The sequence below is a fragment of the Caballeronia temeraria genome (assembly GCF_001544795.2).
GTDB lineage: Bacteria > Pseudomonadota > Gammaproteobacteria > Burkholderiales > Burkholderiaceae > Caballeronia > Caballeronia temeraria.
The window spans coordinates 78,015-101,921 of record NZ_FCOI02000001.1 but is presented as its reverse complement, the minus strand read 5'-3'; the positions used below and the strand labels follow the sequence as shown (position 1 = coordinate 101,921).

Annotated in this window: 26 protein-coding genes, 1 other RNA gene and 1 riboswitch; of the genes, 14 read left to right on the top strand and 13 right to left on the bottom strand. The window is 64.5% G+C overall.

Translation table 11 applies throughout. The features are described 5' to 3' along the window. The first annotated feature begins 33 nt into the window (after positions 1-33). Genes cobU through AWB76_RS00460 form a run of 4 tightly spaced genes read left to right on the top strand, consistent with a single transcriptional unit; the run spans position 34 to position 3,421 of the window. Entirely contained in the window at positions 34-582 is a 549-nt protein-coding gene (gene cobU / locus AWB76_RS00475) for a bifunctional adenosylcobinamide kinase/adenosylcobinamide-phosphate guanylyltransferase (RefSeq protein WP_061158175.1), read from the top strand. A 4-nt stretch (positions 583-586) separates the two neighbouring features. Then, positions 587-1,528, top strand: coding sequence for an adenosylcobinamide-phosphate synthase CbiB (cbiB, locus tag AWB76_RS00470; protein WP_061158174.1), 942 nt, complete (start codon positions 587-589; stop codon positions 1,526-1,528). Position 1,529: 1 nt separating this feature from the next. Then, entirely contained in the window at positions 1,530-2,525 is a 996-nt protein-coding gene (gene cobD, locus AWB76_RS00465; protein ID WP_082864331.1) for a threonine-phosphate decarboxylase CobD, read from the top strand. Beyond that, on the top strand, positions 2,525-3,421 hold the full coding sequence (locus AWB76_RS00460; protein WP_096031240.1) for a cobalamin-binding protein: 897 nt from the start codon (positions 2,525-2,527) through the stop codon (positions 3,419-3,421). The genes cobD and AWB76_RS00460 overlap by 1 nt, the downstream gene beginning before the upstream one ends. Here the strand turns inward: AWB76_RS00460 and AWB76_RS00455 are convergent. Genes AWB76_RS00455 through AWB76_RS00430 form a run of 6 tightly spaced genes read right to left on the bottom strand, consistent with a single transcriptional unit; the run spans position 3,418 to position 9,474 of the window. After that, positions 3,418-3,987 (bottom strand): histidine phosphatase family protein, encoded by a 570-nt coding sequence (locus AWB76_RS00455; RefSeq protein WP_061158171.1) that lies wholly within the window; start codon positions 3,985-3,987, stop codon positions 3,418-3,420. The genes AWB76_RS00460 and AWB76_RS00455 overlap by 4 nt on opposite strands. Beyond that, entirely contained in the window at positions 3,972-4,730 is a 759-nt protein-coding gene (locus AWB76_RS00450; protein ID WP_061158170.1) for an adenosylcobinamide-GDP ribazoletransferase, read from the bottom strand. The genes AWB76_RS00455 and AWB76_RS00450 overlap by 16 nt, the downstream gene beginning before the upstream one ends. Before the next feature lies 1 nt (position 4,731). Continuing rightward, positions 4,732-5,784, bottom strand: coding sequence for a nicotinate-nucleotide--dimethylbenzimidazole phosphoribosyltransferase (gene cobT, locus AWB76_RS00445; RefSeq protein WP_061158521.1), 1,053 nt, complete (start codon positions 5,782-5,784; stop codon positions 4,732-4,734). A gap of 11 nt (positions 5,785-5,795) precedes the next feature. Next, positions 5,796-6,572, bottom strand: a complete 777-nt coding sequence (locus AWB76_RS00440) for an ABC transporter ATP-binding protein (protein ID WP_061158520.1) — start codon at positions 6,570-6,572, stop codon at positions 5,796-5,798. Then, complete coding sequence (locus AWB76_RS00435) at positions 6,569-7,567, bottom strand: FecCD family ABC transporter permease (RefSeq protein WP_061158519.1); 999 nt, start codon at positions 7,565-7,567, stop codon at positions 6,569-6,571. The genes AWB76_RS00440 and AWB76_RS00435 overlap by 4 nt, the downstream gene beginning before the upstream one ends. A 26-nt stretch (positions 7,568-7,593) precedes the next feature. After that, on the bottom strand, positions 7,594-9,474 hold the full coding sequence (locus tag AWB76_RS00430) for a TonB-dependent receptor domain-containing protein (protein ID WP_061158518.1): 1,881 nt from the start codon (positions 9,472-9,474) through the stop codon (positions 7,594-7,596). Between the two features lie 82 nt (positions 9,475-9,556). Then, positions 9,557-9,879, bottom strand: a riboswitch (cobalamin riboswitch). A gap of 269 nt (positions 9,880-10,148) precedes the next feature. On the opposite strand from AWB76_RS00430, the gene AWB76_RS00425 reads away from it, so the two are divergent. The 5 genes from AWB76_RS00425 to AWB76_RS00405 all read left to right on the top strand — a co-directional run bounded on the left by AWB76_RS00425 (position 10,149) and on the right by AWB76_RS00405 (position 12,451). Continuing rightward, positions 10,149-10,517, top strand: coding sequence for a hypothetical protein (locus tag AWB76_RS00425; protein ID WP_061158169.1), 369 nt, complete (start codon positions 10,149-10,151; stop codon positions 10,515-10,517). After that, the gene (locus tag AWB76_RS00420) at positions 10,514-10,828 is read left to right on the top strand and encodes a cell division protein ZapA (protein WP_061158168.1); all 315 of its coding nucleotides are present in this window, start codon (positions 10,514-10,516) and stop codon (positions 10,826-10,828) included. The genes AWB76_RS00425 and AWB76_RS00420 overlap by 4 nt, the downstream gene beginning before the upstream one ends. Positions 10,829-10,933: 105 nt before the next feature. Further along, positions 10,934-11,115, top strand: a non-coding RNA gene (gene ssrS / locus AWB76_RS00415) — 6S RNA. 79 nt (positions 11,116-11,194) lie between these two features. Next, entirely contained in the window at positions 11,195-11,653 is a 459-nt protein-coding gene (locus tag AWB76_RS00410; RefSeq protein WP_061158517.1) for an EVE domain-containing protein, read from the top strand. Between the two features lie 69 nt (positions 11,654-11,722). Further along, positions 11,723-12,451, top strand: coding sequence for an SIMPL domain-containing protein (locus AWB76_RS00405; RefSeq protein WP_374729903.1), 729 nt, complete (start codon positions 11,723-11,725; stop codon positions 12,449-12,451). Positions 12,452-12,494: 43 nt separating this feature from the next. Here AWB76_RS00405 and lgt read toward each other — a convergent pair whose 3' ends face one another. Further along, the gene (gene lgt, locus AWB76_RS00400) at positions 12,495-13,397 is read right to left on the bottom strand and encodes a prolipoprotein diacylglyceryl transferase (protein WP_061158167.1); all 903 of its coding nucleotides are present in this window, start codon (positions 13,395-13,397) and stop codon (positions 12,495-12,497) included. Positions 13,398-13,445: 48 nt separating this feature from the next. Further along, positions 13,446-14,393, bottom strand: coding sequence for a LysR family transcriptional regulator (locus AWB76_RS00395; protein ID WP_061158166.1), 948 nt, complete (start codon positions 14,391-14,393; stop codon positions 13,446-13,448). 108 nt (positions 14,394-14,501) lie between these two features. Here AWB76_RS00395 and ilvD point away from each other — a divergent pair, with 108 nt between their 5' ends. Next, positions 14,502-16,175, top strand: coding sequence for a dihydroxy-acid dehydratase (gene ilvD / locus AWB76_RS00390; RefSeq protein WP_061158165.1), 1,674 nt, complete (start codon positions 14,502-14,504; stop codon positions 16,173-16,175). Positions 16,176-16,242: 67 nt separating this feature from the next. Here ilvD and AWB76_RS00385 read toward each other — a convergent pair whose 3' ends face one another. From AWB76_RS00385 to AWB76_RS00375, 3 genes are read right to left on the bottom strand one after another with little or no spacing between them, the layout of a single operon-like run. Beyond that, the gene (locus AWB76_RS00385; protein ID WP_061158164.1) at positions 16,243-16,581 is read right to left on the bottom strand and encodes a DUF2486 family protein; all 339 of its coding nucleotides are present in this window, start codon (positions 16,579-16,581) and stop codon (positions 16,243-16,245) included. A 59-nt stretch (positions 16,582-16,640) separates the two neighbouring features. Further along, positions 16,641-17,057: a DNA polymerase III subunit chi gene (locus AWB76_RS00380; RefSeq protein ID WP_061158163.1), complete on the bottom strand. Its 417-nt coding sequence runs from the start codon at positions 17,055-17,057 to the stop codon at positions 16,641-16,643. A 7-nt stretch (positions 17,058-17,064) separates the two neighbouring features. Then, positions 17,065-18,597 (bottom strand): leucyl aminopeptidase, encoded by a 1,533-nt coding sequence (locus AWB76_RS00375; protein WP_061158162.1) that lies wholly within the window; start codon positions 18,595-18,597, stop codon positions 17,065-17,067. Positions 18,598-18,767: 170 nt separating this feature from the next. Here AWB76_RS00375 and lptF point away from each other — a divergent pair, with 170 nt between their 5' ends. From lptF to AWB76_RS42980, 4 genes are all read left to right on the top strand, one after another. Then, the gene (gene lptF, locus AWB76_RS00370) at positions 18,768-19,868 is read left to right on the top strand and encodes an LPS export ABC transporter permease LptF (RefSeq protein WP_061158161.1); all 1,101 of its coding nucleotides are present in this window, start codon (positions 18,768-18,770) and stop codon (positions 19,866-19,868) included. Between the two features lie 4 nt (positions 19,869-19,872). Continuing rightward, complete coding sequence (gene lptG / locus AWB76_RS00365) at positions 19,873-21,021, top strand: LPS export ABC transporter permease LptG (protein WP_061158515.1); 1,149 nt, start codon at positions 19,873-19,875, stop codon at positions 21,019-21,021. Positions 21,022-21,049: 28 nt separating this feature from the next. Beyond that, on the top strand, positions 21,050-21,421 hold the full coding sequence (locus AWB76_RS00360; protein WP_061158160.1) for a sirohydrochlorin chelatase: 372 nt from the start codon (positions 21,050-21,052) through the stop codon (positions 21,419-21,421). Between the two features lie 127 nt (positions 21,422-21,548). Beyond that, on the top strand, positions 21,549-21,740 hold the full coding sequence (locus tag AWB76_RS42980; protein WP_061158159.1) for a PIN domain-containing protein: 192 nt from the start codon (positions 21,549-21,551) through the stop codon (positions 21,738-21,740). 72 nt (positions 21,741-21,812) lie between these two features. Here AWB76_RS42980 and cobA read toward each other — a convergent pair whose 3' ends face one another. Together cobA and AWB76_RS00345 are read right to left on the bottom strand one after the other, a co-directional pair. Then, entirely contained in the window at positions 21,813-22,571 is a 759-nt protein-coding gene (gene cobA, locus AWB76_RS00350; RefSeq protein WP_061158158.1) for a uroporphyrinogen-III C-methyltransferase, read from the bottom strand. Positions 22,572-22,593: 22 nt separating this feature from the next. Continuing rightward, the gene (locus AWB76_RS00345; RefSeq protein ID WP_061158157.1) at positions 22,594-23,907 is read right to left on the bottom strand and encodes a sulfate adenylyltransferase subunit 1; all 1,314 of its coding nucleotides are present in this window, start codon (positions 23,905-23,907) and stop codon (positions 22,594-22,596) included.

The following is a 23,907-nucleotide window of genomic DNA, read 5'->3' as shown; positions in this document are numbered from 1 at the left end:
CGCGCTATCTTAGCCCGTCAGTACAATATCGCGATGACCCCCGATCTCACCTTCATCCTCGGCGGCGCGCGTTCCGGCAAGAGCGCGCACGCCGAACGGATCGCCGCCGAGAGCGGTTTGCCCGTGACGTATATCGCGACCGCGCGCGTCGGTGACAGCGAATTTGCCGAACGCGTGAGGCTTCATCGCGAGCGCAGACCGGCGCACTGGACGCTCGTCGAAGCGCCGCTCGATCTCGCAGGCGCACTGCGCGAAGCGGATCGCGCGGGACATTGCGTGCTGATCGACTGCCTGACGCTGTGGCTCGCGAATCTGCTTTTTTCGAGCGAAGCCATGAGCGACGACATCGCCGTGTTGCCCCACGCCGCGCGCGACGCGTTCGCCGCCTTCGACGCGGCGCTCGCGTCGGTGCAGGGCAAGGTCGTCGTCGTCAGCAACGAGATCGGGCTGGGCGTCGTGCCGCTCGGCTCGGTGACGCGTCTTTACGTCGATGAACTCGGCCGGCTGAATCAGCGCGTCGCCGCCGCGAGTACGCGCGCGACGCTGATGGTCGCGGGCCTGCCGCTCGCGCTGAAGGGCTAGCGCGATGCTCCTCCTCTCCGCCTACGCGATGGCGCTGCTCGCGGTGCTCGGCGTGATCGTCGATCGCATCTTCGGCGAGCCGCGCGCGCGGCATCCGCTCGTCGGCTTCGGCCATCTCGCGACGAAGCTCGAAGCGCGCATGAACACCGGCTTTCGCGCGCGACCGGCGGGCATTCTCGCGTGGTTCGCGCTGATCGCGCCGCCGGTCGGCATCGCGTGGATGCTGGTCGGCGTGCTGCCGTTCGCCTATGCGTGCCTCGTGCACGTGCTGCTGCTCTGGTTCGCGCTCGGCGCGAAGAGCCTGCGCCAGCACATCGCGCCGATCGCGCGCGCATTGAGTCTCGGCGATATCGACAATGCGCGCGTGCTGACCTCGCGCATCGTGTCGCGCGATACATCGCAAGCCGATGAAAACGCGCTGTCCCGCGCGGCGGTCGAATCGGCGCTGGAAAACGGCAACGACGCGATCTTCGGCGCGCTTTTCTGGTTCGTGATCGCGGGCGGTCCCGGCGCGTTGATGTTCCGCCTCGCCAATACGCTCGACGCGATGTGGGGTTATCGCACGCCGCGCTTCCTGCGCTTCGGCTGGGCCGCCGCACGTTTCGACGACGTGCTCAATTTCATTCCCGCGCGCCTCACTGCCGCGACCTACGCGCTCGCCGGCGATACGCACATGGCATGGCACTGCTGGCGCACGCAGGCGCGCTCGTGGGACAGCCCGAACGCGGGGCCGGTGATGGCCGCGGGCGCGGGCAGCCTGAATGTGCTGATCGGCGGCGCGGCGGTGTATCACGGCGTGCTCGAAACGCGGCCGACGCTCGGCGCGGGCCACACGGCGACGCCGAGACATGTCGTCGCGGCATTGCGGCTCGTCGAGCGCGCGACGCTCATGTGGCTCGCCGTGCTGCTGATCCTCGCGATTCTGAGCGTAACGACAAGTGGCTGACATGACGCAATCCATCCGGCACGGCGGCAATCTGCGCGAAGCCGCGCGACGCTATGCGATTTCCTTCGATGACTGGCTCGATCTGTCGACGGGCATCAATCCGCGCGGCTATCCGGTGCCGCCGGTCCCGCCCGATGCATGGCGCCGTCTGCCCGAAGACGACGATGGCCTCGCCGACTGCGCCGCGCGCTATTACGGCGCGCCTTTCGCGTTGCCGGTGGCCGGATCGCAGGCGGCGATACGCGCGTTGCCCGCGCTCTTGCGTCGCGGCACGGTGGCGGTTGCGCCGCTGACGTACGGCGAATATGCGCCCGCGTTCACGCGCGCGGGCCATGCGATCACCACGCTCGATGTCACCAAGCACGATGTGCCCGAGACGTTCGATCACGTTATCGTTGGGAATCCGAACAATCCGACCGCGGAGCGCGTCACGCGCGACACGCTGCTTGCATGGCACGCACAGCTTGCAGCGCGCGGCGGCACGCTGATCGTCGATGAAGCGTTCGCCGATGCCGATCCCGCATCGTCGCTGGCGGCCGAAACCGCGCACGAAGGGCTGATCGTGTTGCGTTCGGTCGGCAAGTTCTTCGGCCTTGCGGGCATTCGCGCGGGCTTCGTGCTGGCCGCGCCCGCGCTCACCGACGCGCTGCGCGACACGCTCGGTGCGTGGACCGTGAGCGGCCCGGCGCGTCACGCGGTCGCCGCTGCGTTCGCGGATATCGCATGGCAGCGCGAAACGCGCGAACGTCTGCATCGCGATGGCGCGCGCCTCGCCGCATCGATCGCGATTCACGGCTTCGACGTGCGCGCGACGCCGCTCTTCGCGTGGACGTCGACGCCGAGAGCGCCCGAACTTCAGCACGCGCTCGCGTTGCGCGGCATCTGGACGCGTCTCTTCGATCTTCCCGGCATGACGCCGAGCCTGCGCATCGGCTTGCCGGGTTCGGAAGGCGATTGGGCGCGGCTGTCGCTGGCATTGCGGGAGATTTGCGCGTGATGTCGTTGCGTAATGCGTTTGCCTTGGTGTTCGGCTTCGTCGCGGCGCACGCGCACGCGATCACCGTCACCGACGACAGCGGCGCAGCCGTCACGCTGGCAAAACCCGCCGAACGTGTCGTGAGTCTCGCGCCGCATGTCACGGAGTTGCTGTTCGCGGCGGGCGGCGGCGCGCGCATCGTCGGCGCGGTGACGTATAGCGATTATCCGAAGCAAGCGCAGACGATTCCGCGTGTCGGCGACAACAGGGCGCTCGATCTGGAGCGCATCGTTGCTTTGCATCCGGATCTGATCGTCGTGTGGCGGCATGGGAACGCGGCGCGTCAGATGGATCGCTTGCAAGCGCTCGGCGTGCCGATCTACTTCAGCGAGCCGAAACATCTCGACGATATCGCGACAAGCATCGACAAACTCGGCGCTTTGCTCAGTACGCGGGAAGAGGCGCGCGCGTCGTCGAATGCCTTTACGCGCGATATCGCGCAACTGCGCGCACGTTACGCCGAGCGGCCGCGCGTGAGCGTGTTCTATCAGGTCTGGGACGATCCGCTGATGACGCTCAATCGCGACAATGTCTTCGACGAAGTGATCGGACTATGCGGCGGCGTGAACGTGTTCGCGGCGGAAAAAACGCGCGTGCCGACGTTATCGACGGAAGCCGTGCTCGCGGCGAATCCCGAAGCGATCGTCACGTCGACGCCCGGCGCGACGAAGCCGGATCGCCCGTTGCCCGCGCTCGAACGTTGGCAGCGCTGGACATCGATGACGGCGGTGGCGCGCGGCAATCTTTTCGGCATCGACGGCGATCTCATCAACCGGCCGACGCCGCGGCTCGCGCTGGGCGCGGCGCAGCTCTGCCGTGATCTGGAGATTGCGCGCGAACGGCGGGCGAAGAATTAAGCGTTCCACCGCACAATCAGCCACTGCCCGCGCACGCGCCTGAACCACACGATCGCGCCGAAATCCAGCGGCCATTGCAACGCGCTCTCACGCGCGATACCCAGGAGATGCGCCGCCAGCACGCGCACCACACCCGCATGCGCGACGACATGCACAGCACGTTGATCGATACACGTCGCATCGAACCAAGCGATCACGCGATGCGCGAACTGCGCGAGACTCTCGCCGCCGTGCGGACATGCATGCTCGATATCGCCTGCCCAGGCATCGATGAGCGCGCGATCGATCGAGTCCCACGCGCGGCCTTCCCACGCGCCGAAGTTCATCTCGCCGAGACGTGCGTCGATATGCGCATGGCCGCCCAACTCATGCGCAAGTGAGGCGCATCGCTGAAGCGGACTCGCGTGCCATCCATCGATACACGCGGGCACGTTCAGCGCCGTCATGCGCGCGTTCAATGCGCTCGCGAGATCGCGTACATCGCGCTGCAAGGGGACATCCGTTTGCCCGTAGCAAACGCCCGTATCGACGATAACTTCAGGATGCCTGATCAGTACGAAATCCATGCGAGCCCGATGAGATAGATCGCGATTTCGAACACTTGCTGCGCGAAGCCGAGGCAATCGCCCGTATAGCCGCCGATGCGCCGCACGAAGTATCGTCCGATGCGAAAGCGCAAGACGATCAACGCGACGATCGTCACGCAAGCGAGCTTCCAGTCGATCGCGAAAAGCCACGGCAGCCCGAACGCGAGCGCAATCGCGAACGAAATCGAACTCATGCGCTGCGCAACCGGCTTCGCTTTGCCTTCCTCGCGCACGTAATCGAGCGTGACGAGATAGCTGATCGCGAACACGCGGCTCGCGGCGTGCGCGGCGATCATCGTCCACGCGACGCGTTGCGGCGGCAATGCAGCGAGCGTCTGCCACTTGAGCGCGAGCGCGATGACCAACGCAATCGCGCCGAACGCGCCGATGCGCGAGTCATGCATGATGCGCAACGCATCCTCGCGCGTGTATGCGCCGCCGAAGGCATCGACGCAATCGGCGAGTCCGTCTTCGTGGAACGCGCCGGTCAGAACGAGCGTCGCGGCCATCGAAAGCAGCACCGCGATGCCCGCCGGAAACACGCGCAACGCGGCGAGATAGACCAGCGCCGCGACGCCGCCGACCATCGCGCCGACGAGCGGAAAGTAACGCGCCGCCGCGTTCAGATACGCGCGCTCGAAGCCGACCCAGCGCGGCACCGGCACGCGCGTGAAATAGCCGAGCGCGGTGAAGAAATAGCGCAGTTCGTCGAGCGGCCGCATCTCAACCGGCTTTGTTCGAGACGCCCGCCGACTCGAAGCTCGCCATCTCGTCGACGAACGCGACGGCCGCGCGCAGGATCGGCAACGCGAGCGCCGCGCCCGTGCCTTCGCCGAGGCGCAAGTCGAGTTGCAGCAGCGGCGCGGCATCGAAATGCGCGAGCATGCGGCGATGCCCCGTTTCGTTCGATGCATGCGCGAACACGCAATAGTCGAGCACGTCAGGCGCGATCTTCGATGCAACCAGCAGCGCGGAAGTAGCGATGAAGCCATCGACGAGTATCGTCATGCCTTCGCACGCGGCGGCGAGATACGCGCCCGTCATCATCGCGATTTCGAAGCCGCCGAAGGTCGCGAGCGTGTCGATTGCATCGCCGCTATCGCGATGAAACGCGAGCGCGTTCGACAGCACATCGCGTTTGTGCGCAAGGCCGTGGTCGTCGAGACCGGTGCCGCGCCCGACGCATTCGTCGATCGGCAGATCGCACAGGCGGCTCATCAGACACGCCGCCGCCGACGTATTCGCGATGCCCATCTCGCCGAAGCCGATCACATTCGTGCCGAGCGACGCATGATGCCGCACGCGCGCCGCGCCGCGCGCGATGCCTTCGAGCGCGGTCTCACGCGACATCGCGCGCTCGTGCGCGAAGTTGCGCGTGCCGAGCCCGAGCGACAGACGCTCGTATCCATGATCGATGGGAATCGGCGTCGCGACGCCCGCATCGACGACTTCGAGCGACATGCCGACCGAGCGCGACAGCGCGTTGATCGCAGCGCCCCCCGCCAGAAAATTCGCGACCATCTGCGCGGTCACTTCCTGCGGATACGAACTCACGCCCTCTTTCGCGATGCCGTGATCGCCCGCGAAAACGATCATCGCGGGACGTTCGATGCCCGGCTTCGTCGTGCGTTGAATCAGGCCCATTTGCAGCGCGATGGCTTCGAGCCGCCCGAGACTGCCGGGCGGCTTCGTCTTCATGTCGATGATGCGGCGCAGTTCCGCTTCCAGCGTGCGGTCGAGGGCGCGGGGCATCGGGATGTCGGTCTGCGTGGACATCGGAATTCCTTTCATGATCGAGGGATGGAAGGCACGAGCGCTTCGTGCTCGCCGTCGCGTATCAACGCGAGCGGATAGCCGAAGGCGGCGCTCGCGCGCTCGGGCGTGAGCACATCGGCGACGGGGCCCGCGTGGGTGCCGCCTTTGCCGTCGAGCAAAAGCGCGTGCGTGGCGAACCGGCGCGCGAGATTCAGATCGTGGCACGAGAAGATTACGGTGCGCTTGTGCTCGCGCGCCGCATCGCGCAACGCATGCAGGCAATCGATCTGATGATGCAGATCGAGATGCGAAAGCGGTTCGTCGAGCAACAGCAGCGGTGCGTTCTGGCACAGCACGGCGGCCAGCGCGACACGCTGGCGTTCGCCGCCGGAAAGCGTCAGCACGTCGCGCGCGGCGAACGATGCGAGACCGAGCGTGTCGAGCGCGGCGTGCGCGGCATTGCGGTCTTCGTCGCTCTCCCAGCCCCAGCCGGTGAGATGCGGAAAGCGGTTGAGCAGGACGGTATCGAGCACGGTCGCGCTGAAGGCGTCGTGCGTGGCCTGCGGCATCAATGCGCGTACGCGCGCGAGATCCGCCGCGCGCCAGGACGCGAGCGCGCGGCCATCGAGCGACACAATGCCCGATGCCGCTTTGCCGAGTCCCGCGAGCACGTTGATGAGCGTCGTCTTGCCCGCGCCGTTCGGTCCGGCGATGCACCACATGTCGCCCGCTTCGATCGACTGCGTGAGTCCGTCGATGAGCGTGCGCGCGCCCGCGCGAATCACGATGGCGTCGAGATGCAGCGTCATCGCGCGCTCCGCAGCAGCATCCACAGGAACATCGGGACGCCGATCAATGCCGTCACGACGCCCACCGGCAATTGCGCGGGCGCGATCACCGTGCGCGCGACGAGATCGGCGGCCATCACTGCGAGTCCGCCCGCGAGCGCCGCGGCGGGCACGAGCATGCGCTGATCGTTGCCGAACGCGAGGCGCAACAGATGCGGCACGACCAGCCCGACGAAGCCGATGGTTCCCGCCGTCGTCACCGCGGCCGCCGTGGCGATCGATGCGACGAGATACACCCGCAAGCGCAGACGCTCGACCGGCACGCCGAGCGCGCGCGCGGTCGTGTCGCCGCGCAGCAGCACGTTCAGTTGCGGCGCGACGGGCACGATCGCGACGAGCGCCACGGCGAGCGCGATCAGCGCGGGCCACGGCGCCGCCGCGCCGTTGAGATCGCCGGTCAGCCAGAAAATCATGCCGCGCAGCCGGTTCTCGGGCGCGATGCTCAGGATCAGCGTGATCAGCGCGCCCCATCCCGATGCGATCACGACGCCCGTCAGCAGCAGTCTCGGCGATGCATCCTGCCCGCTTCGCCACAGGTCCTTACGCGCGAGTCCGAGCACGAGAACGATCGATGCAAACGCGCCCGCGCACGCCGCGATATCGACGCTCCACCATGGCAGCGACGCGAGCATCGCGGCGAGCGCAAAGGTCGCCGCGCCGCCGGACACGCCGAGCACGTACGGTTCCGCGAGCGGATTGCGCAACAGCACCTGCAACAGCGCGCCCGCTATCGCGAGCAACGCGCCCGCCGCGAAGCCCGCGAGCGCGCGCGGCAGACGCAAGGTGAGCACGATGTCATCGGCGATATCGGGCGTCGTCGCACGCGCATGGAAGAGCGCGCCGAGCGCACGCGATACGGGCAACGCAACGCTGCCCATCGCGAGCGACGCGACGAGCACGACGAGCGTCGCCGCGCCGAGCGCGATCCAGATCGCGGTGGCGCGGCTCGCGTTCATCGCGCGCGGACGTTCAGCCACGCGGTTCACGACGGCTGCCAGCCCAGCGTGATGTAAGCGCCGCGCCGTGGCGTGTTGTAGGAATACGCAAGTTCATAGTCCTTGTCGAACAGATTGTCGATGCGCGCCGTGACGTACCACGACTTCGAGATGTCGTAGCGCGCCGACAGATTCACGACGCCGTAACCCGCGAGCGTCGAATCGTAATCGCTGCGTTGCCCGCTCACGATCCATTCACCGCCGACGCGCCAGGGTCCGATCGTGCGATGCGCCGTGAACGTCGCGAAACGCCGCGCGCGCCGCGTCAGATCTTCGTGGTTCGTTTCATCGACGGGATTCTGGAACGTGACGCCCGCGCGCACATCCGTTGCGCCGATATGTCCCGCCCACGATCCCTCGATGCCCTGCACCTTCGCGCGCCCGACGTTCTGCGCGACATAGTAGAAACCGCCGTCGGACACGTAATCGATCAGATTCGAATAGCGCGTCTGGAACAACGTCACGCGCATCACGCCGAGCGCATTCGATGCGTACTGCAACGCCGTCTCGATCGAGTGGCTGCGCTCCGGCTGAATCGACGGATTGCCGCTGAACGGATAGTAGAGGTCGTCGAAGCTCGGCGCGCGAAACGACGCCGAATAGCTCGCGCTCGCCTTCCAGTGCGCATCGAAGTGGTACGCGTAGCCCAGATAGTAGCTGTTCGCGCCGCCGAAATCGGAATACTGATCGTGACGCAGATTCGCCTGCAAGTCGTTCGCGCCGATATGCCCCACGTAGCCCGCGAACACCGAGTTCACGTGGCGATCTGGCGCGCTGAACTGATCGGAATCGAGCGTCTGGTCGAGATGCTCGTAGCCGAAGAGCAGCTTGTGCGCGGCGCCGATACGAATATCGTTCTGCCACGTGTACTGCCGGTTCTCCGAATCGAAGCGGCTCGTATAAACCCCGTTCTGTTCGATGTTCGCGCGATCCTGCCCCTGCGCGATCGTGAAATGCGTGGTCCAGTTATCCGTGATCCGCCCGTTCGCAAACACCGACGCCGAGCGCACGCGATCATGCGATTCGTTGATGTCGGCCGGCTGGCCGTAGGCATCGTCGAAACTGTTGATGCCGTTCGATTGCAGAAAGCGCACGCCCGCGTCCCACTTGTCGCTGAACGTGTGGCGCAGCGTCGAGGCGACGCTCTCGTTCAGATAGCCGTTCGCGTTCGGATTCGCGCCGGGCGCGATCTCCGGATTGATCGACGAAAAACCGTCGGTCTTCTCGCGCGAGACGTTCACGCTGAAGGTCGTGCGGCCGTCCTGGTCGAGCGCGCCGCTCACGCCCGCCGATTGCCGCTGCGTGTGATAGCTGCCGTACTCGGCCTCGAAGTTGAAGCGCGGCGGATGCGGCTCGCCTTCCTTCGTGAAGATCTGCACGACGCCGCCGATCGCATTCGAGCCATACAGCGCCGACACATTGCCGTTCACGACTTCGACGCGCCCGATCTGATCGAGCATCAGTTGCGATAGCTGCGCCGCGCCGAGCGACGCCGATTCGACGCGCACGCCATCGATCAGCACGAGCGACTGCGACGACGCCGCGCCGCGTATGAAAAGCCCCGAGTTCGAGCCCGGCCCGCCGTTGCGCGTGATCTGCACGCCGGGCGCGAGCGCGACGAGCCCGAGCGCGTCGTCGGCGTTCGTGTCGGCGATGTCCTGTTCGTCGAATACGGATGTCTGAGGGATCGATTCGGCAAGCGGCTGCGGCGCGCGCGTGGCCGTGACGACGACGGGCGCAAGCGTTTGCGAGTCGTCTGCTGTTTGCGCGGCGTGCGCGGTGCTTGCAAGCGGCAAGGCGCTGAGGGCGGCAACGAGCGCGCCATGACGGGAGAGACCGTGCCTGAGCGCGGCCAGTGGCAATACCATGAGTGCAGTGTTCCGTTTCGCGTGAGCGCGAACCCCGCTCCCCGCGAGGACGATGCGCGACGAACGCACGGCGAAATCATTGCCGATGCGTCGGACTCCGGCCGGTATCCGGGCTGGCGACGAATCGTCTCGCCTTCCCGCGCATCGCGCGCAGTGGCATCGACACGTTTCTTGCAGTCGAGTCCGTGCGATGAAATTCAATACGTTCGAGCGGCAAAAACGCGCATGAGACGACTTGCAACTTGCGTTGCGGTCGCTTACCGTTGCGGGGGCAGCACAGGTTGGCTTGTCGCCGGATGTTCCCGCTCGTTGTCCGGCAGGACTTCGGAGACTTCGCTCCCTGTTTCCCGTTTGACTGCATCCACGAGATCCGCGGATGCGAGCACCAAAAGTGCGGCAAGTGTAGGAGCGCGGTTTGGGACCGTCAAGGACAGGCCATTGAGCGACGCAAACGGATTGACGCGGCGCATGACGAATCGAACGAGAATCGGCCGGGCCTGTCTTCACGAGCGTTGCGGGGCGCTCGCGTTTTCTGCACACGAATGCATCGCGACACACGCTTGATTCGAAGAATTTAAGCGCGAGATCGCGTGTTGTTACGTCTCGAAACGAGACATTTATCTGAAGCTCCGTTGAACCGCGCTAAAATGCGAGGTCTTTAGAGGACGCAGCACATGCTCAACGAACTCGAATCACTGTCAGGAAATATCGGCCGGCTGATCCAGATCAGCGAGCGCCACAAGCAGGCGCATCAGGCGCTGCAGGACCAACTCGAACAGCTGCGCGCCGACTACGCAAACGTGCAGGCCGAGCTCGCGCAAGTGCGCGAAGAGCGCGATACGCTGCAGTCCGAACGCGACTCGCTCTCCGCGAAAATCGACGACGCGCAAATTCGCCTGAACGCGATTCTCGAAAAACTGCCGCGTGGAAAGTCCGCGCAACATGCCGAGTCCGACAATCAACTCGATCTCCTCGAAGCCGATTCCCGCGAAGCACAAGAAACGGAATTGCACGGCGAGCATCATCAAGGAGAGAAGGCATGACGACCACGCAGATCGAAGTATCCATTCTCGGGCAGCCGTATCGCCTCGCGTGCTCGCCGGAAACGGAGGGCGCATTGCGTGAAGCCGTCGCGCGCGTCGACGCCGAAATGAACAAGGTGCGCAATGCAAGCAACGTGCGCGGCACGGATCGCATCGCGGTGATGGCGGCGCTTTCGCTGGCGTCGGAATTGCTTAAGCTGCAAGAGAGCGTGCGTCATGGCGAGGCCTTCCCCGCCGAAGAAATCCGCCGCACGATGCACTCGATGAACGAGCAACTGGGCGCCGTCATCGCGCAACACGAAGCGCAGTGAGGTACCTTCGCGTTGAGTCAATCAGCGCGCAATGTCAATCGAAAAAAGAAACCGCCGAAGTAGCGTGAAGAGGCTGCAGAAGGCAAACGATTGGTGTAGAGTGACGGTTCCCTGCCTGGTTCGCCAAGGTCATATATTCCTTGAACCAATGCTACATTGGCACGGTTGCGGAACCTTGCAGCACGGGAGCGCGCGTCGCTAGTCCGATGTACCCGAAGTGTTGCTTACCGCGACCAATCTTGAACCCAGGTTCAGGATGCCGGCCTAGCGGCTGTGGCGGGGACCCCATTCAAGAAACGGCATCGGTTTTTCCGATGCCGTTTTCGTTTGTCCTCGCCGTTCGCTCTTCGATTCATGCATACGACCATGCGCTACTGGCTGATGAAGTCCGAACCGGACGAAGCGAGCATCGATCATCTCGCGCACGCGCCGAAAAAAACCTTACCGTGGACGGGCGTGCGCAACTATCAGGCGCGCAACTTCATGCGCGATCAGATGCAGATCGGCGACGGCGTGCTCTTCTATCATTCGAGCTGCCCGGAGCCGGGCATCGCGGGTATCGCGAAAGTGTGCTCGACCGCGTATCCCGATCCCACGCAGTTCGATCCGAAGAGCGATTACTACGATCCGAAATCGACGCAGGAGACGCCGCGCTGGATGCTCGTCGACGTGAAGTTCGTGAAGAAGACGCCGCTCATTTCGCTCGCCGCGCTGCGCGAACACGACGAACTCGCGGACATGCAGGTGCTCGCGCGCGGCAATCGGCTGTCGATCACGCCGGTCACCGAAGCGCAATGGCGATTTATTACCGAGCACCTCGTCTAACAAGGAACTTACGACTTCAGGACCACGACTAAATCCCGTCGCACGTACGCGATGTCCTGGAGTCCTTCGATGATCAATAAGAAAACCGCCGCCGCCCTCGCCCTGCTCGCGATGTCCGGCGCCGCGCTCAGCTTCTCTCAAACCGCCGCCGCACAGACGGTGATCAATCCGCAACCTTCGGGCGTGCTCTCGCTGTCGGCGCAGGCGAGCGCGCAAGTGCCGCAGGATGTCGTCAACATCACGCTCTTCTACGAGCAGGAAGCAGCCGATCCCTCCTCGCTCACCAGCACGCTCAATCAGCGCGCCGAGGCCGCGTTGCGCGAAGCGAAGGGCGTCGACGGCGTGACCGCGAAGAGCGGCTCGTTCACCGTGTATCCGTCGACGGATCGCGACGGCAAGATTTCCGCGTGGCGCGGCCGCACGGAAGTCGTGCTCGAATCGCATGACTTCGCGGCAGCATCGAAGCTCGCGGGCAAGATGAGTTCGTCGATGCAAGTGGGCAGCGTCGCGTTTTCGCTGTCGCCCGAAGCGCAGCGCGCGGCCGAGCAGAAGCTCGTCTCGCAAGCCATCGATTCGTTCCGCAAGCAGGCGCAAACCGCCGCGCAAGGCTTCGGCTACAGCAATTTCACGATTCGGGAAGTGAACGTCGGACACAGCGGCATGCAGCCGCGTCCGGTCATGATGATGCAATCGCGTGCGATGAGCGCCGACGCCAAGATGGCCGCCCCGATCGCGATGGAAGCCGGCACGTCGACGGTTACCGTCGACGTATCGGGTTCGGTGCAGATGGGACGCTAAACGTCGTTCATGCGGGACGGCGCGCGGCCGCCCCGCTCTTTCCTCAAGCCTTTGCGGATTCCGGCGGCAGGCGCAGATTGCGCTTGTACGCCCACACCATCATCAGCACGCCCGCGATGATCATCGGCAGCGAAAGCCATTGGCCCATCGAGAGATTGAGCGCGAGCAGGCCGAGATAATCGTCCGGCTCACGCGCGAATTCCACCGTGAAACGCGCGAGTCCATAACCGATCAGGAACAACGCGGAAATCGCGCCGACGGGCCGCTGCTTGCGCGAGAACGTCCAGATCACGACGAACAGCACGAGCCCTTCCAGCGCGATTTCATACAACTGCGACGGATGGCGCGGCAGCATGTGATAGCGCTGGAAAATTTCGGTGAGGTGATACTGCGCGTCGAGCTGCGGATTTTTCGAGAGCCAGATCGCGTCGTCGTTCGTCGAGTTCTGGAACAGCATGGCCCACGGCGCGTTCGGGTCCGTCACGCGGCCCCACAGCTCGCCATTGATGAAATTGCCGAGACGCCCCGCCGCGAGGCCGAGCGGCACCATCGGCGCGACGAAATCCGTCACCTGAAGCCACGTGCGCTTGCGGTGATAGGCGAACAGCACCATCGCGAGCGTCACGCCGAGAAAGCCGCCATGAAACGACATCCCGCCTTCCCAGACCTTGAAGATATCGAGCGGATGCGCGGCGTAATAGCTCGCCTTATAGAACAGCACGTAGCCGATGCGTCCGCCGAGAATCGTGCCGAGCACGCCGTAGAACAGCATGTCGTCGATGTCCTTCACGGTCCAGCCTTGCGCGGCCACGTAAGGCAGACGCAGCCGCAGCCGGCCGATGACGATGGCCGACACGAACGCCACCAGATACATGAGGCCGTACCAGCGCACGGCGAGCGGTCCGAGATGAATCGCGATGGGATCGAAATTGGGATGTATGAGCATTCTGATGTGGGAGCCTGAGCGGCAACAAGAGCGAACTACAAGGGCGAATCATACAGAACCGGCGCTTTCGGCCCGCGAACGGACGATTTCGATGAACCCCGCGAGCACCGGGCTCACTTCCGCCGCGCGCCACACAAGGCCGGTTTCGACGAGCGTGCCCGGCGCGTTCATCGGCCGCAGCGGACGATACACGACGCCCGTGCGCCGCAGATGACGCAGCGATTGCGGCACGAGCGCGACGCCCATGCCGGCGGACACGAGGCTCACGATGGTCTGCATCTGGATCGCCTCCTGGCCGATGCGCGGCGTGAGGCCAGCCGCGCCGTAGCAGCCCATGATGATGTCGTACAGACCCGGCGCGAGACGCCGCGGAAAGACGACGAGCGGCGCGGCGGCGAGCTCGCGCAGATCGACGGGCTCGTCCTCGTCCGACCTCAGCACTTGCGCCTGTTCCGCGGACATGGCGATCATCAGCGGCTCGCGCGCGATCGGCACATACTCTAGCGACGACGCGTAGCGCGGCGGGAGCGGCGGAATCACGAGGCCGGCATCGATGCGCCCGGCGACGAGTTCCTCGATCTGCACGTCGCTGGTGGCTTCGGTGAGTTGCAGCCGCACGCCGGGATGGCGCGCGCCGAAATCGCGCAGCAGCGCCGGCAAAAGCCCGTAATCGGCGGTGGAAACGAACGCGAGCGACAGCACGCCCGCCTCGCCGCGCGCGAGCGACTGGGCGAGCGGGCGCAGCGTATCGGCGGAAGCGAGCAGACGGCGCACTTCCGGCAACAGATCCTTGCCGACGGGCGTCAACTCCACGGTACGCTTCGTGCGCACGAACAGCGCGACGCCGAGCGCCTCTTCCAGCGCGCGGATCGCCTGCGAGAGCGGCGGCTGCGTCATCGCGAGACGCGCGGCGGCGCGGCCGAAGTGCATCTCTTCGGCGACCGTCACGAAGTAGCGCAACAGACGCAGCTCGATGGGCGGATTTCTCTGCTCCATTGATATGTTTCACGACCTAATGAGCCTTGAATAATATATTGGACAGGCACATAGCGGGGTTGCATGCTTGCTGCACGAGACCAAAAACATCCCCTCAAGGAGCACACCATGGCCTTCAATCGCCGCTCGAAGAACATCACCCAGGGCGTCGCGCGCTCGCCCAACCGTTCGATGTATTACGCCCTCGGCTATAAGGAAGAGGATTTCGACAAGCCGATGATCGGCGTCGCGAACGGGCATTCGACGATCACGCCGTGCAACGCGGGCCTGCAGCGCCTGGCGGACGCCGCCATCGAATCGATCCGCAAATCCGACGCCAATCCGCAGATTTTCGGCACACCGACGATCTCCGACGGCATGTCGATGGGCACCGAAGGCATGAAGTACTCGCTCGTGTCGCGCGAAGTGATCGCGGACTGCGTCGAGACGGCCGTGCAGGGGCAATGGATGGACGGCGTCGTCGTGATCGGCGGCTGCGACAAGAACATGCCCGGCGGCATGATCGGCATGGCGCGCATGAACGTGCCGTCGATCTACGTCTACGGCGGCACGATTCGCCCCGGCAACTGGAAGGGCAAGGATCTGACGATCGTGTCGTCGTTCGAGGCGGTCGGCGAGTTCACGGCGGGCCGCATGTCGGAGGAGGATTTCAAGGGCGTCGAGAAGAACGCGTGCCCGTCGACCGGTTCGTGCGGCGGCATGTACACGGCCAACACGATGAGCTCGTCGTTCGAGGCGCTCGGCATGTCGCTGATGTATTCATCGACGATGGCGAATCCGGATCAGGAAAAGGTCGATTCCGCCGCGGAATCGGCGCGCGTGCTCGTCGAAGCGGTGAAGAAGGATCTGAAGCCGCGCGACATCATCACGAAGAAGTCGATCGAAAACGCGGTCGCGCTGATCATGGCGACGGGCGGCTCGACCAACGCCGTGCTGCATTATCTGGCGATCGCGCACGCGGCGGACGTGGAATGGAGCATCGACGACTTCGAGCGCATGCGCAAGAAAGTGCCGGTCATCTGCGATCTGAAGCCGTCGGGTCAATATGTCGCGACGGATTTGCATAAAGCCGGCGGCATCCCGCAAGTGCTGAAGATTCTGCTCGACGCCGGTCTTCTGCACGGCGACTGCGTGACGATCACCGGCCGCACCATCGCGGAGGAGCTGAAAGACGTGCCGGGCAAGCCGCGCGCGGATCAGAAGGTCATCTTCCCGATCGAGCAGGCGCTCTACAAGGAAGGGCATCTGGCGATCCTGCGCGGCAATCTCGCGGAAGACGGCGCGGTCGCGAAGATCTCGGGCCTGAAGAATCCGGTCATCACCGGCCCCGCGCGCGTGTTCGACGACGAGCAGAGCGCGATGGAAGCCATTCTCAGCGACAAGATCAAGGCCGGCGATATTCTCGTGCTGCGCTATCTCGGTCCGGTCGGCGGTCCGGGGATGCCGGAGATGCTCGCGCCGACATCGGCGATCATCGGCAAGGGACTGGGCGAATCGGTCGGATTCATCACGGACGGGCGCTTCTCGGGCGGCACGTGGGGCATGGTGGTCGGCCACGTCGCGCCGGAAGCGTTCGCGGGCGGCACGATCGCGCTCGTGCACGAAGGCGATTCGATCACCATCGACGCGCACAAGCTGCTGCTGCAACTGAATGTCGATGACGCCGAAATCGCGCGCCGCCGCGCCGCGTGGAGGCAACCCGCGCCGAAGTACACGCGCGGCGTCCTGGCGAAGTTCGCGGCGCTCGCGGGGCCGGCGAACAAGGGCGCGGTGACGGGGTGAACGTGCGGTGAAAAAAGGGGCGCATATGCGCCCCTTCTTTCGTGCTGTCGATCTGTTCAGACCGCGCTCATTCGCCGCGCTGCTGTCGCAACTCATCCTCCACTGCCTCCCGCACCCATTCGCTCATCCGGCCTTCGAGCGCCATCGCGACTTCGCGCGTGATCGCGGAGACGAGCTGCGTCGAATGCTCGCGCAGCACTTCGCGGCAACGCTCCTCGATCAACGTGCGCGCGTCGCCCGTGAGAAATTGCGTGAAGCGGCCGCGCAGCCGCTCGGCGATCTGCTCGGCATCGTATTCGATCGCCGCGTTGATGGACGGCGCGCGCGCGTACTCCGGCTTGCCGGGCACGACGACATCGGTCAGCACGGGAATGGACGGATCGAAGGATTCGGGCTTATCGGTCATCTGGGTGGTCTCCTCAATTTCTGCGAGCGTAGCGCACGAAACGTGCGCTTTCTGTTCGCTCAACCGCCCTGTTTGTGCGTCTCGATCGCATAGCCGCGATCGCGATAAAAACGATAGCGCTCGCGGCCCGCGGCGAGTTCGTCGCCATCGTTGCCGACGATCTCCACGAGCCGCTCGAAGCGCGCGAATTGCGCGGACACCGGCGCGCCGAGATTCACGAGCACCTGATGATGCGGCGCTTCATCGAGATTCGATGTGAGCACCACTGGCGTGTCCTGCGCGAGCGCGCTCTTCGCCATGCAATGCGGCACGAATTCGAGCGGCTGGAAGGTCCACAATTGCTCGTCGAACGCGGCGAGGCGCTGCGGTTCGGCGAGCACGACAAGCGGCGATCCGCTCAGATAAGCCTTGCGCGCGAGGCGGCAGGCGTAAGCGAGCGGATCGCCGACGTTCGTATGGAAGTCGATGCGCGTCATGCGGACTTCAAGCGCCCGCGCGATCGATCAGGAACTGCGACAGCAGCGGCACGGGACGGCCCGTCGCGCCCTTCGCCGCGCCGCTCTTCCACGCGGTTCCGGCGATGTCGAGATGCGCCCACGGATACGCCGTCGCGAAGCGCGACAGGAAGCACGCCGCCGTCACGCTGCCCGCCGGACGTCCGCCGATATTCGCGACATCCGCGAAATTCGACTTGAGCTGATCCTGATACTCGTCGTCGAGCGGCAGACGCCAGGCCGGATCGGCGGCTTCGCGCGAGGCGTCGAGCAGTTCGCCCGCGAGCGCGTCGTCCTTCGCGAAGAGGCCGGTGTTGTGATGGCCGAGTGCGATGATGCACGCGCCCGTCAGCGTCGCGATATCGACCACGGCGGCGGGCTTGAAGCGCTCCGCGTAGGTCAATGCGTCGCACAGGATGAGGCGGCCTTCGGCGTCGGTATTGAGCACTTCGATGGTCGTGCCGTTCATCGACGTGATGATGTCGCCCGGCTTCACCGCATTGCCCGCCGGCATGTTCTCGCACGTCGGGATCACGCCGATCACGTTGAGCTTCAGCCCCATTTCGGCGACCGCGCGCATCGTGCCGAACACGGAGCCCGCGCCGCACATGTCATATTTCATCTCGTCCATCGCCTCGCCCGGCTTGATCGAGATGCCGCCCGAATCGAACGTGATGCCCTTGCCGACCAGCACGATGGGCGCGTTCTTGCCCTTCGACTTGGCCGATTCCGCGCCCGCGCCCTGGTAATGCATGACGATGAACTGCGGCGGCTCGATGGAGCCCTTCGCCACCGAAAGGAACGAGCCCATGCCGAGCGCTTCGATCTGCTTCTGGCCGAGCACCTCGACCTTCAGCTTGAAGTCGCGGCCGAGCTTCTTCGCGGTCTGGCCGAGATAGGTCGGCGTGCAGACGTTCGGCGGCAGATTGCCGAGATCGCGCGTGAGGTCCATGCCGTTCGCGATCGCGACGCCCTGCTTCACGGCGACCTTGGCGGCTTTCTCGTCGGCGGAATCGACGCTGAAGACGATCTTCTTGAGCGAGCGAGCGCCGTTGTCGGGCTTGCTCTTCATCTGCGTGAACTTGTAGGTCAGCTCGCGCAGCGCGAGGATTGCGGCGCGCACGGCCCAGACGCCGTCGCGATCCTGAATCGGCAATTGCGCGAGCGTGAAGGTCGCCTGGCCGATCTTCGAGCCGAGCACCACGCGCCATGCGGCGCGCACGGCTTCGCCATAGGCTTTCTGATTGAAGGCGTCCTGCTTGCCGAGGCCGACGAGTAGCACGCGCGATGCGCCGATGCCGGTCACTTCGGGCACGAGCAGCGTCGTGCCGGCGCGCCCGCTCATGTCGCCGGCTTTCACGACGCGCGAGATCAGGCCTTTGGTGGCGGCGTCCATGTCGCGCGCGGCGCCCGTGAGCGTCTGCGCTTCGAAGATGCCGAGCACGATGACATCCGACTTTCCGGTAAGGAAACCATTTGCCTCGCCCTTGCTCCAATCACAGGCTTTTATGCTAAAGTCCATCGCGCTTATCCTCGGATAAAATCTTGGCTGAAGGATGAAAGCCGCAATTATCCGCTATTTTTTCCGCGGCGGTCACAGGCGCGCGGCGCGAGGGTAAGCGAATACCCTTCCCGTAAGCCAAGAGATGCGTGCATGATTCCGCATCGCCGCCGGCTCCAAGCAAAAATTCAATGATCTTCGAACGCTCCCTGCAGCGCGAACTCGCGTACACGGCCGGCGCCGTGTTCATGGTGCTCCTCACGATCATGCTCACGACGATGATGATCCGCATCGTCGGCTTCGCGGCGCAAGGTCAGATCGACCCGAAGGACGTCGTGGTGCTGATCGGGCTGACCGTGATCGGCTATCTCGCAGTCATGCTGATCGTGACGCTTTTCGTGTCCATTCTCTTCGTGCTCACGCGCTGGTATCGCGACTCCGAAATGGTCGTGTGGCTCGCGTCAGGCGTGAGTCAGACGCAGCTCATCAAGCCGGTCGCCGTGTTCTCCACGCCGATCATCATCCTCATCATGTTCTTCGCGTTCGTCGGCTGGCCGTGGTCGAACCAGCAGAGCAAGCTCATCAAGGCGCGTTTCCAGCAGCGCGATGAAGTGTCGCTGCTCGCGCCGGGGCAGTTCCGCGAATCGCCGTCGAGCCATCGCGTGTTCTTCATCGAGAAGATGTCGCCGGATCAGGGACAGGTGGAAAACGTGTTCGTCACGAGCACGGAAGGCGGCAAGGTCAACGTGATCGTCTCGAAGAACGGCCACACGGAAACGCGCCCGGACGGCGACCGCTTCATCGTGCTCGACAACGGCCGCCGCTACGACGGCGAGCCGGGCCAGCCGAACTTCCGCATCATGGAATTCGAGCGTTATGGTGTGAAGATAATGAGCCACCAGGTCGTGAATACGCCGACCACGACCGGCATCTACACGCCGGATCTGCTCGCCGATCCGACCAAGGAAAATCTCGCGGAGTTCGCCTGGCGCGCGGGCCTGCCGCTCATCGCCATCAATCTGATGTTGCTCGCCATTCCCCTTTCGTATCAGAACCCGCGCCGCAGCCGCACGATCAATCTCGTGATGGCCGTGCTGATCTACCTCACCTACTCGAACCTGCTGAACGTCGTGCAGTCGTGGATCGAGCAGGGCAAGCTGTCGTTCGGCGTGGGGATCGTCGGGCTGCATGTCATCGTCGGGGCGCTCGTCGCGTTCATCTTCTGGCTGCGGATTCGTAACCGGCCGCTTTTCCGGCTCTCGTCGCTGACGGGTTCGAGGAAGGGAGCCTGACATGGTGCGCATCTACGAACGATACTTCGCGCGCCAGATCTATCTCGCGTTCATCTTCATCCTGTTCGCGTTCTCGGGCCTGTTCTTCTTTTTCGATCTGATCAACGAACTGAACACGGTCGGGCACGGCAACTACAAGTTCACGCTCGCGGTGCTGCGCGTCGGGCTGCAGACGCCTTCGCGCTTCTACGAGATCATTCCCGTCGCCGCGCTGATTTCGGCCATCTACGTGTTCGCGCAGATGGCGGCGGCGTCCGAGTTCACGATCTTCCGCGTGTCGGGTCTTTCAACGGGCGCCGCGCTGCGCTCGCTGCTGAAGATCGGCATTCCGATGGTGGTCATTACCTACCTCATCGGCGAAGTCGTCGGTCCCTACACGGACCAGTTGTCCGAGCGCGTGCGGCTCGAAGCGCTGGGGTCGTCGGTATCGTCGAATTTTCAGTCGGGCGTGTGGGTGAAGGACACGTTGACGGCGAAGGAGAACGGCGAGCAGGTCACGCGCTTCGTCAACGTCGGCACGCTGAATCCCGACACGACGATCGCGAACGTGCGCATCTACGAATTCGATTCGAAATTCCGGCTGACCAACGTGCGCATCGCGAAGAGCGGCGTGTACCAGCCGCCGGGTCACTGGAAGCTGACCGGCGTCACGGATACGCGTCTGAGCGATGCGCCGCCGCAAGCCGTCAATCCCGGCGATGCGCTGAACCCGGTCTATCGCGCCACGCAGACGACGCTGCCGGAATACTCGCTGCGCTCCGAGCTGACGCCGCAGATTCTGTCGGTGTTGCTGGTGTCGCCCGACCGGATGTCGATGTTCAACCTGTTCCGCTATATCCAGCATCTGACGGAGAATCATCAGGACGCGCAGCGCTATCAGATCGCGTTCTGGCGCAAGATTCTCTATCCGTTCGCGGTGTTCGTGATGCTGATTCTGTCGCTGCCGTTTGCTTATCTGCACACGCGCGCGGGCGTCGTCGGCATGAAGGTGTTCGGCGGCATCATGATCGGGATGAGCTTCCAGCTGGTCAACACGCTGTTCTCGCATATCGGCAATCTGAATACGTGGCCCGCGCCGATCACGGCGGCGGCGCCTGCCCTCGCCTATCTGGCAGTCGGATTGATCGGGCTGAAGTGGGTCGAGCGGCACTGACGTTTCTTCTCTTTTCGGAGAACGCGCGATGAAGAGGCACGGCATCATCCTGTTCGGTCACGGTGCGCGCGATCCGCGCTGGGCCGAGCCGTTCGAGCGGCTTGCCGCGAAGTTGCGCGATTCGCGCGGCGATCAGCCGGTGTCGCTGGCGTTTCTCGAGTTGATGTCGCCGGATTTGCCCGCGGCGGTCGCGCAACACGCCGCCGATGGTTGCGATGCGATCACCGTCGTGCCCGTGTTCTTCGGGCAAGGCGGGCATGTGCGCAAGGATCTGCCGGAGATCGTCGAGCGATGCCGGGAAGGGCATCCGGATATCGCGATTCACTGCGCGACGGCGGTCGGAGAGGATGATGCGGTGCTGGAGGCCGTGGCGGGGTATTGTTTGCGGCAAGTTGGCTAGCAGCCCTTCGCCGGCCGTTCGGCCGAATGGCGACATTCGAATCAAACGGCGAACGGGCCAACTGACGGAAGAGCAATCTGATTTTGCGTGGCGAAGTTTCGAGCGAATCTGTTCGAGCGATCTGCAATTGACGCCCATCGAACCGCCAGTCTTTCACCACGCGGCCGTTCTCACGCTCGACGCAACCACCGGGCTCCGTGCGGGAGACGCGCTTCATCTCGCGACCGCGCTGGACCGCAAGGCAAAGACGATGGCGACACTCGACAGCGTGCTGGCCAGCAATTCGAAAATGAAGAAAATCAGGCTCGTGGACTTCTGAGTCACGAACCAAAAAGCAAAGGGCGCACCGGAAACGGTGCGCCCTTTGTGTCGAAGCTGCCGAAACGAAGAATCAAGCCGCCGCCTGCATCCTCTTCAAATGCACCTTCGGCTTCGCCGCCGACGCCCGCTCGCGAAACGCCTCGCCGATCATCAACAGACTCGGCTGCGACGGGTCCAGCCATTCCTGCGCCTCGCCCAGCGCCATGCGCGCGAGCGTCAACGTCAGCGTGCGCTCGCGCGGCGTGCTGCACGCCTCGACGATCGCCACCGGCGTCGAGCCCGGCCGCCCTGCGTCGATTAATTGCTGCGCGATATCCGGCGCGCTATCCCGCCCCATGTAGAACACGAGCGAATCCGCCTTCGCCTGCTCGCGGATTTCTTCGCTGTCCGCCGCGCGCGAATGGGTCGCCAGCGCGACGCTGCGCGCCACGCCGCGCAAGGTCAGCGAGCGCTTGAGCGTCGCCGCGCTCGCGAGCGCCGCCGTGATGCCCGGCACCACTTCGAAGTCGATGCCCGCCGTTTCCAGCGCGCGCATTTCCTCGTCCGCGCGGCCGAAGAGCATCGGATCGCCACCCTTCAGACGCACGACGACGCCATGCTCCAGCGCTGCATCGACGATCTGCTTGTTGATGAAGTGCTGCGCCGTCGAGCGCTGACCGCAGCGCTTGCCGACGGCAATCTTCTTCGCGTTGGGCGCGTAGTCGAGCATCGCCGGTTCGACGAGCGCGTCGTGCAGCACCACGTCCGCCTGTTCGAGCAGACGCATGCCGCGCACGGTGATGAGATCCGCCGCGCCCGGCCCTGCTCCGATCAAGTAGACCTTACCCATACGATTCATCCGTTGAATGCGATTAGCCCGCGATTGCACGAATCATACCGGCCGCGACCGTGTGATGCGTCGCTTCATCGATCAGCACGAACGCGCCGGTGCCCTGATGCGTATCGTACTCGTCCGCGACGATCGGCTTCTGCAACGTGAGCGCCACGCGGCCGATATCGTTCATCGCGAGCGTGCTGCGATCGACCGAATGCGACAGCGTATGCACGTCCAGCACCTGCTTCACCGCGCCGATGCGCGCGAACACCGTGTTCGTCGTCTGCTTCAGCAGATACTTGCGCTGCGGCGAGAGCGGTTCTTCATCGAACCAGCAGAGGTCCGCTTCGAGCTTCTTAGCCGGTTCGACCTTGGCGGCGGCCGGCACGAAGGTGTCGCCGCGCGACACGTCGACGTCTTCGGTCAGGCGAATCGTCACCGTCTGGCCCGCGAATGCGCGATCCACCGGCGCGACGCCGCCCGGCACCGGCGCGATGATCTCGGCGACGGTCGCTTCACGATTACCCGGCAGCACGCTGATGGCATCGCCGACGCGCACTTCGCCCGCTTCCACGCGGCCCATGTAGCCGCGGAAATCGTCGGCTTGCGAGCCGTCCTGACGCGCGACCCATTGCACCGGGAAACGCAGCGCCTGATCGGTCGGCTGCGCAACCGGCAGCGATTCGAGCAGATCGAGCAGCGGCTCGCCCGGGTACCACGGCATGCGCTCGCTCGCCGTCACGATGTTGTCGCCCTTCAGCGCCGACACCGGCACGAAACGCACATCCGCGAGACCGAGCTGACGCGCGAGCACGACGTACGCATCGCGAATCTCGTTGAAGCGCGCTTCGCTGTACTCGACCAGATCCATCTTGTTGATCGCGACGATCACGTGCTGCAGACCGAGCAGCTTGACGATCGCGCTGTGGCGCTTCGTTTGCGGCAGCAGTTGCGCGACGCCATCTTCGAACGTGACGCGCGTCGCGTCGACGAGAATGATCGCGGCATGCGCCGTCGATGCGCCCGTCACCATGTTGCGCGTGTACTGCTCGTGGCCCGGCGTATCGGCGATGATGAACTTGCGCTTCGCCGTCGCGAAATAGCGGTACGCGACGTCGATGGTGATGCCCTGCTCGCGCTCGGCTTCGAGGCCGTCCGTGAGCAGCGACAGATCGATTTCATCGCCGACGGTGCGCTTGTTCTTCGCGCGAGAAATAGCGGACAACTGGTCCGACAGCACAGCCTTGCTGTCATACAGCAGGCGGCCGATCAGCGTGCTCTTGCCGTCGTCGACGGAACCCGCGGTGATGAAGCGCAACACGCCCAGATCTTCAGCTTGATAGATGCTCAT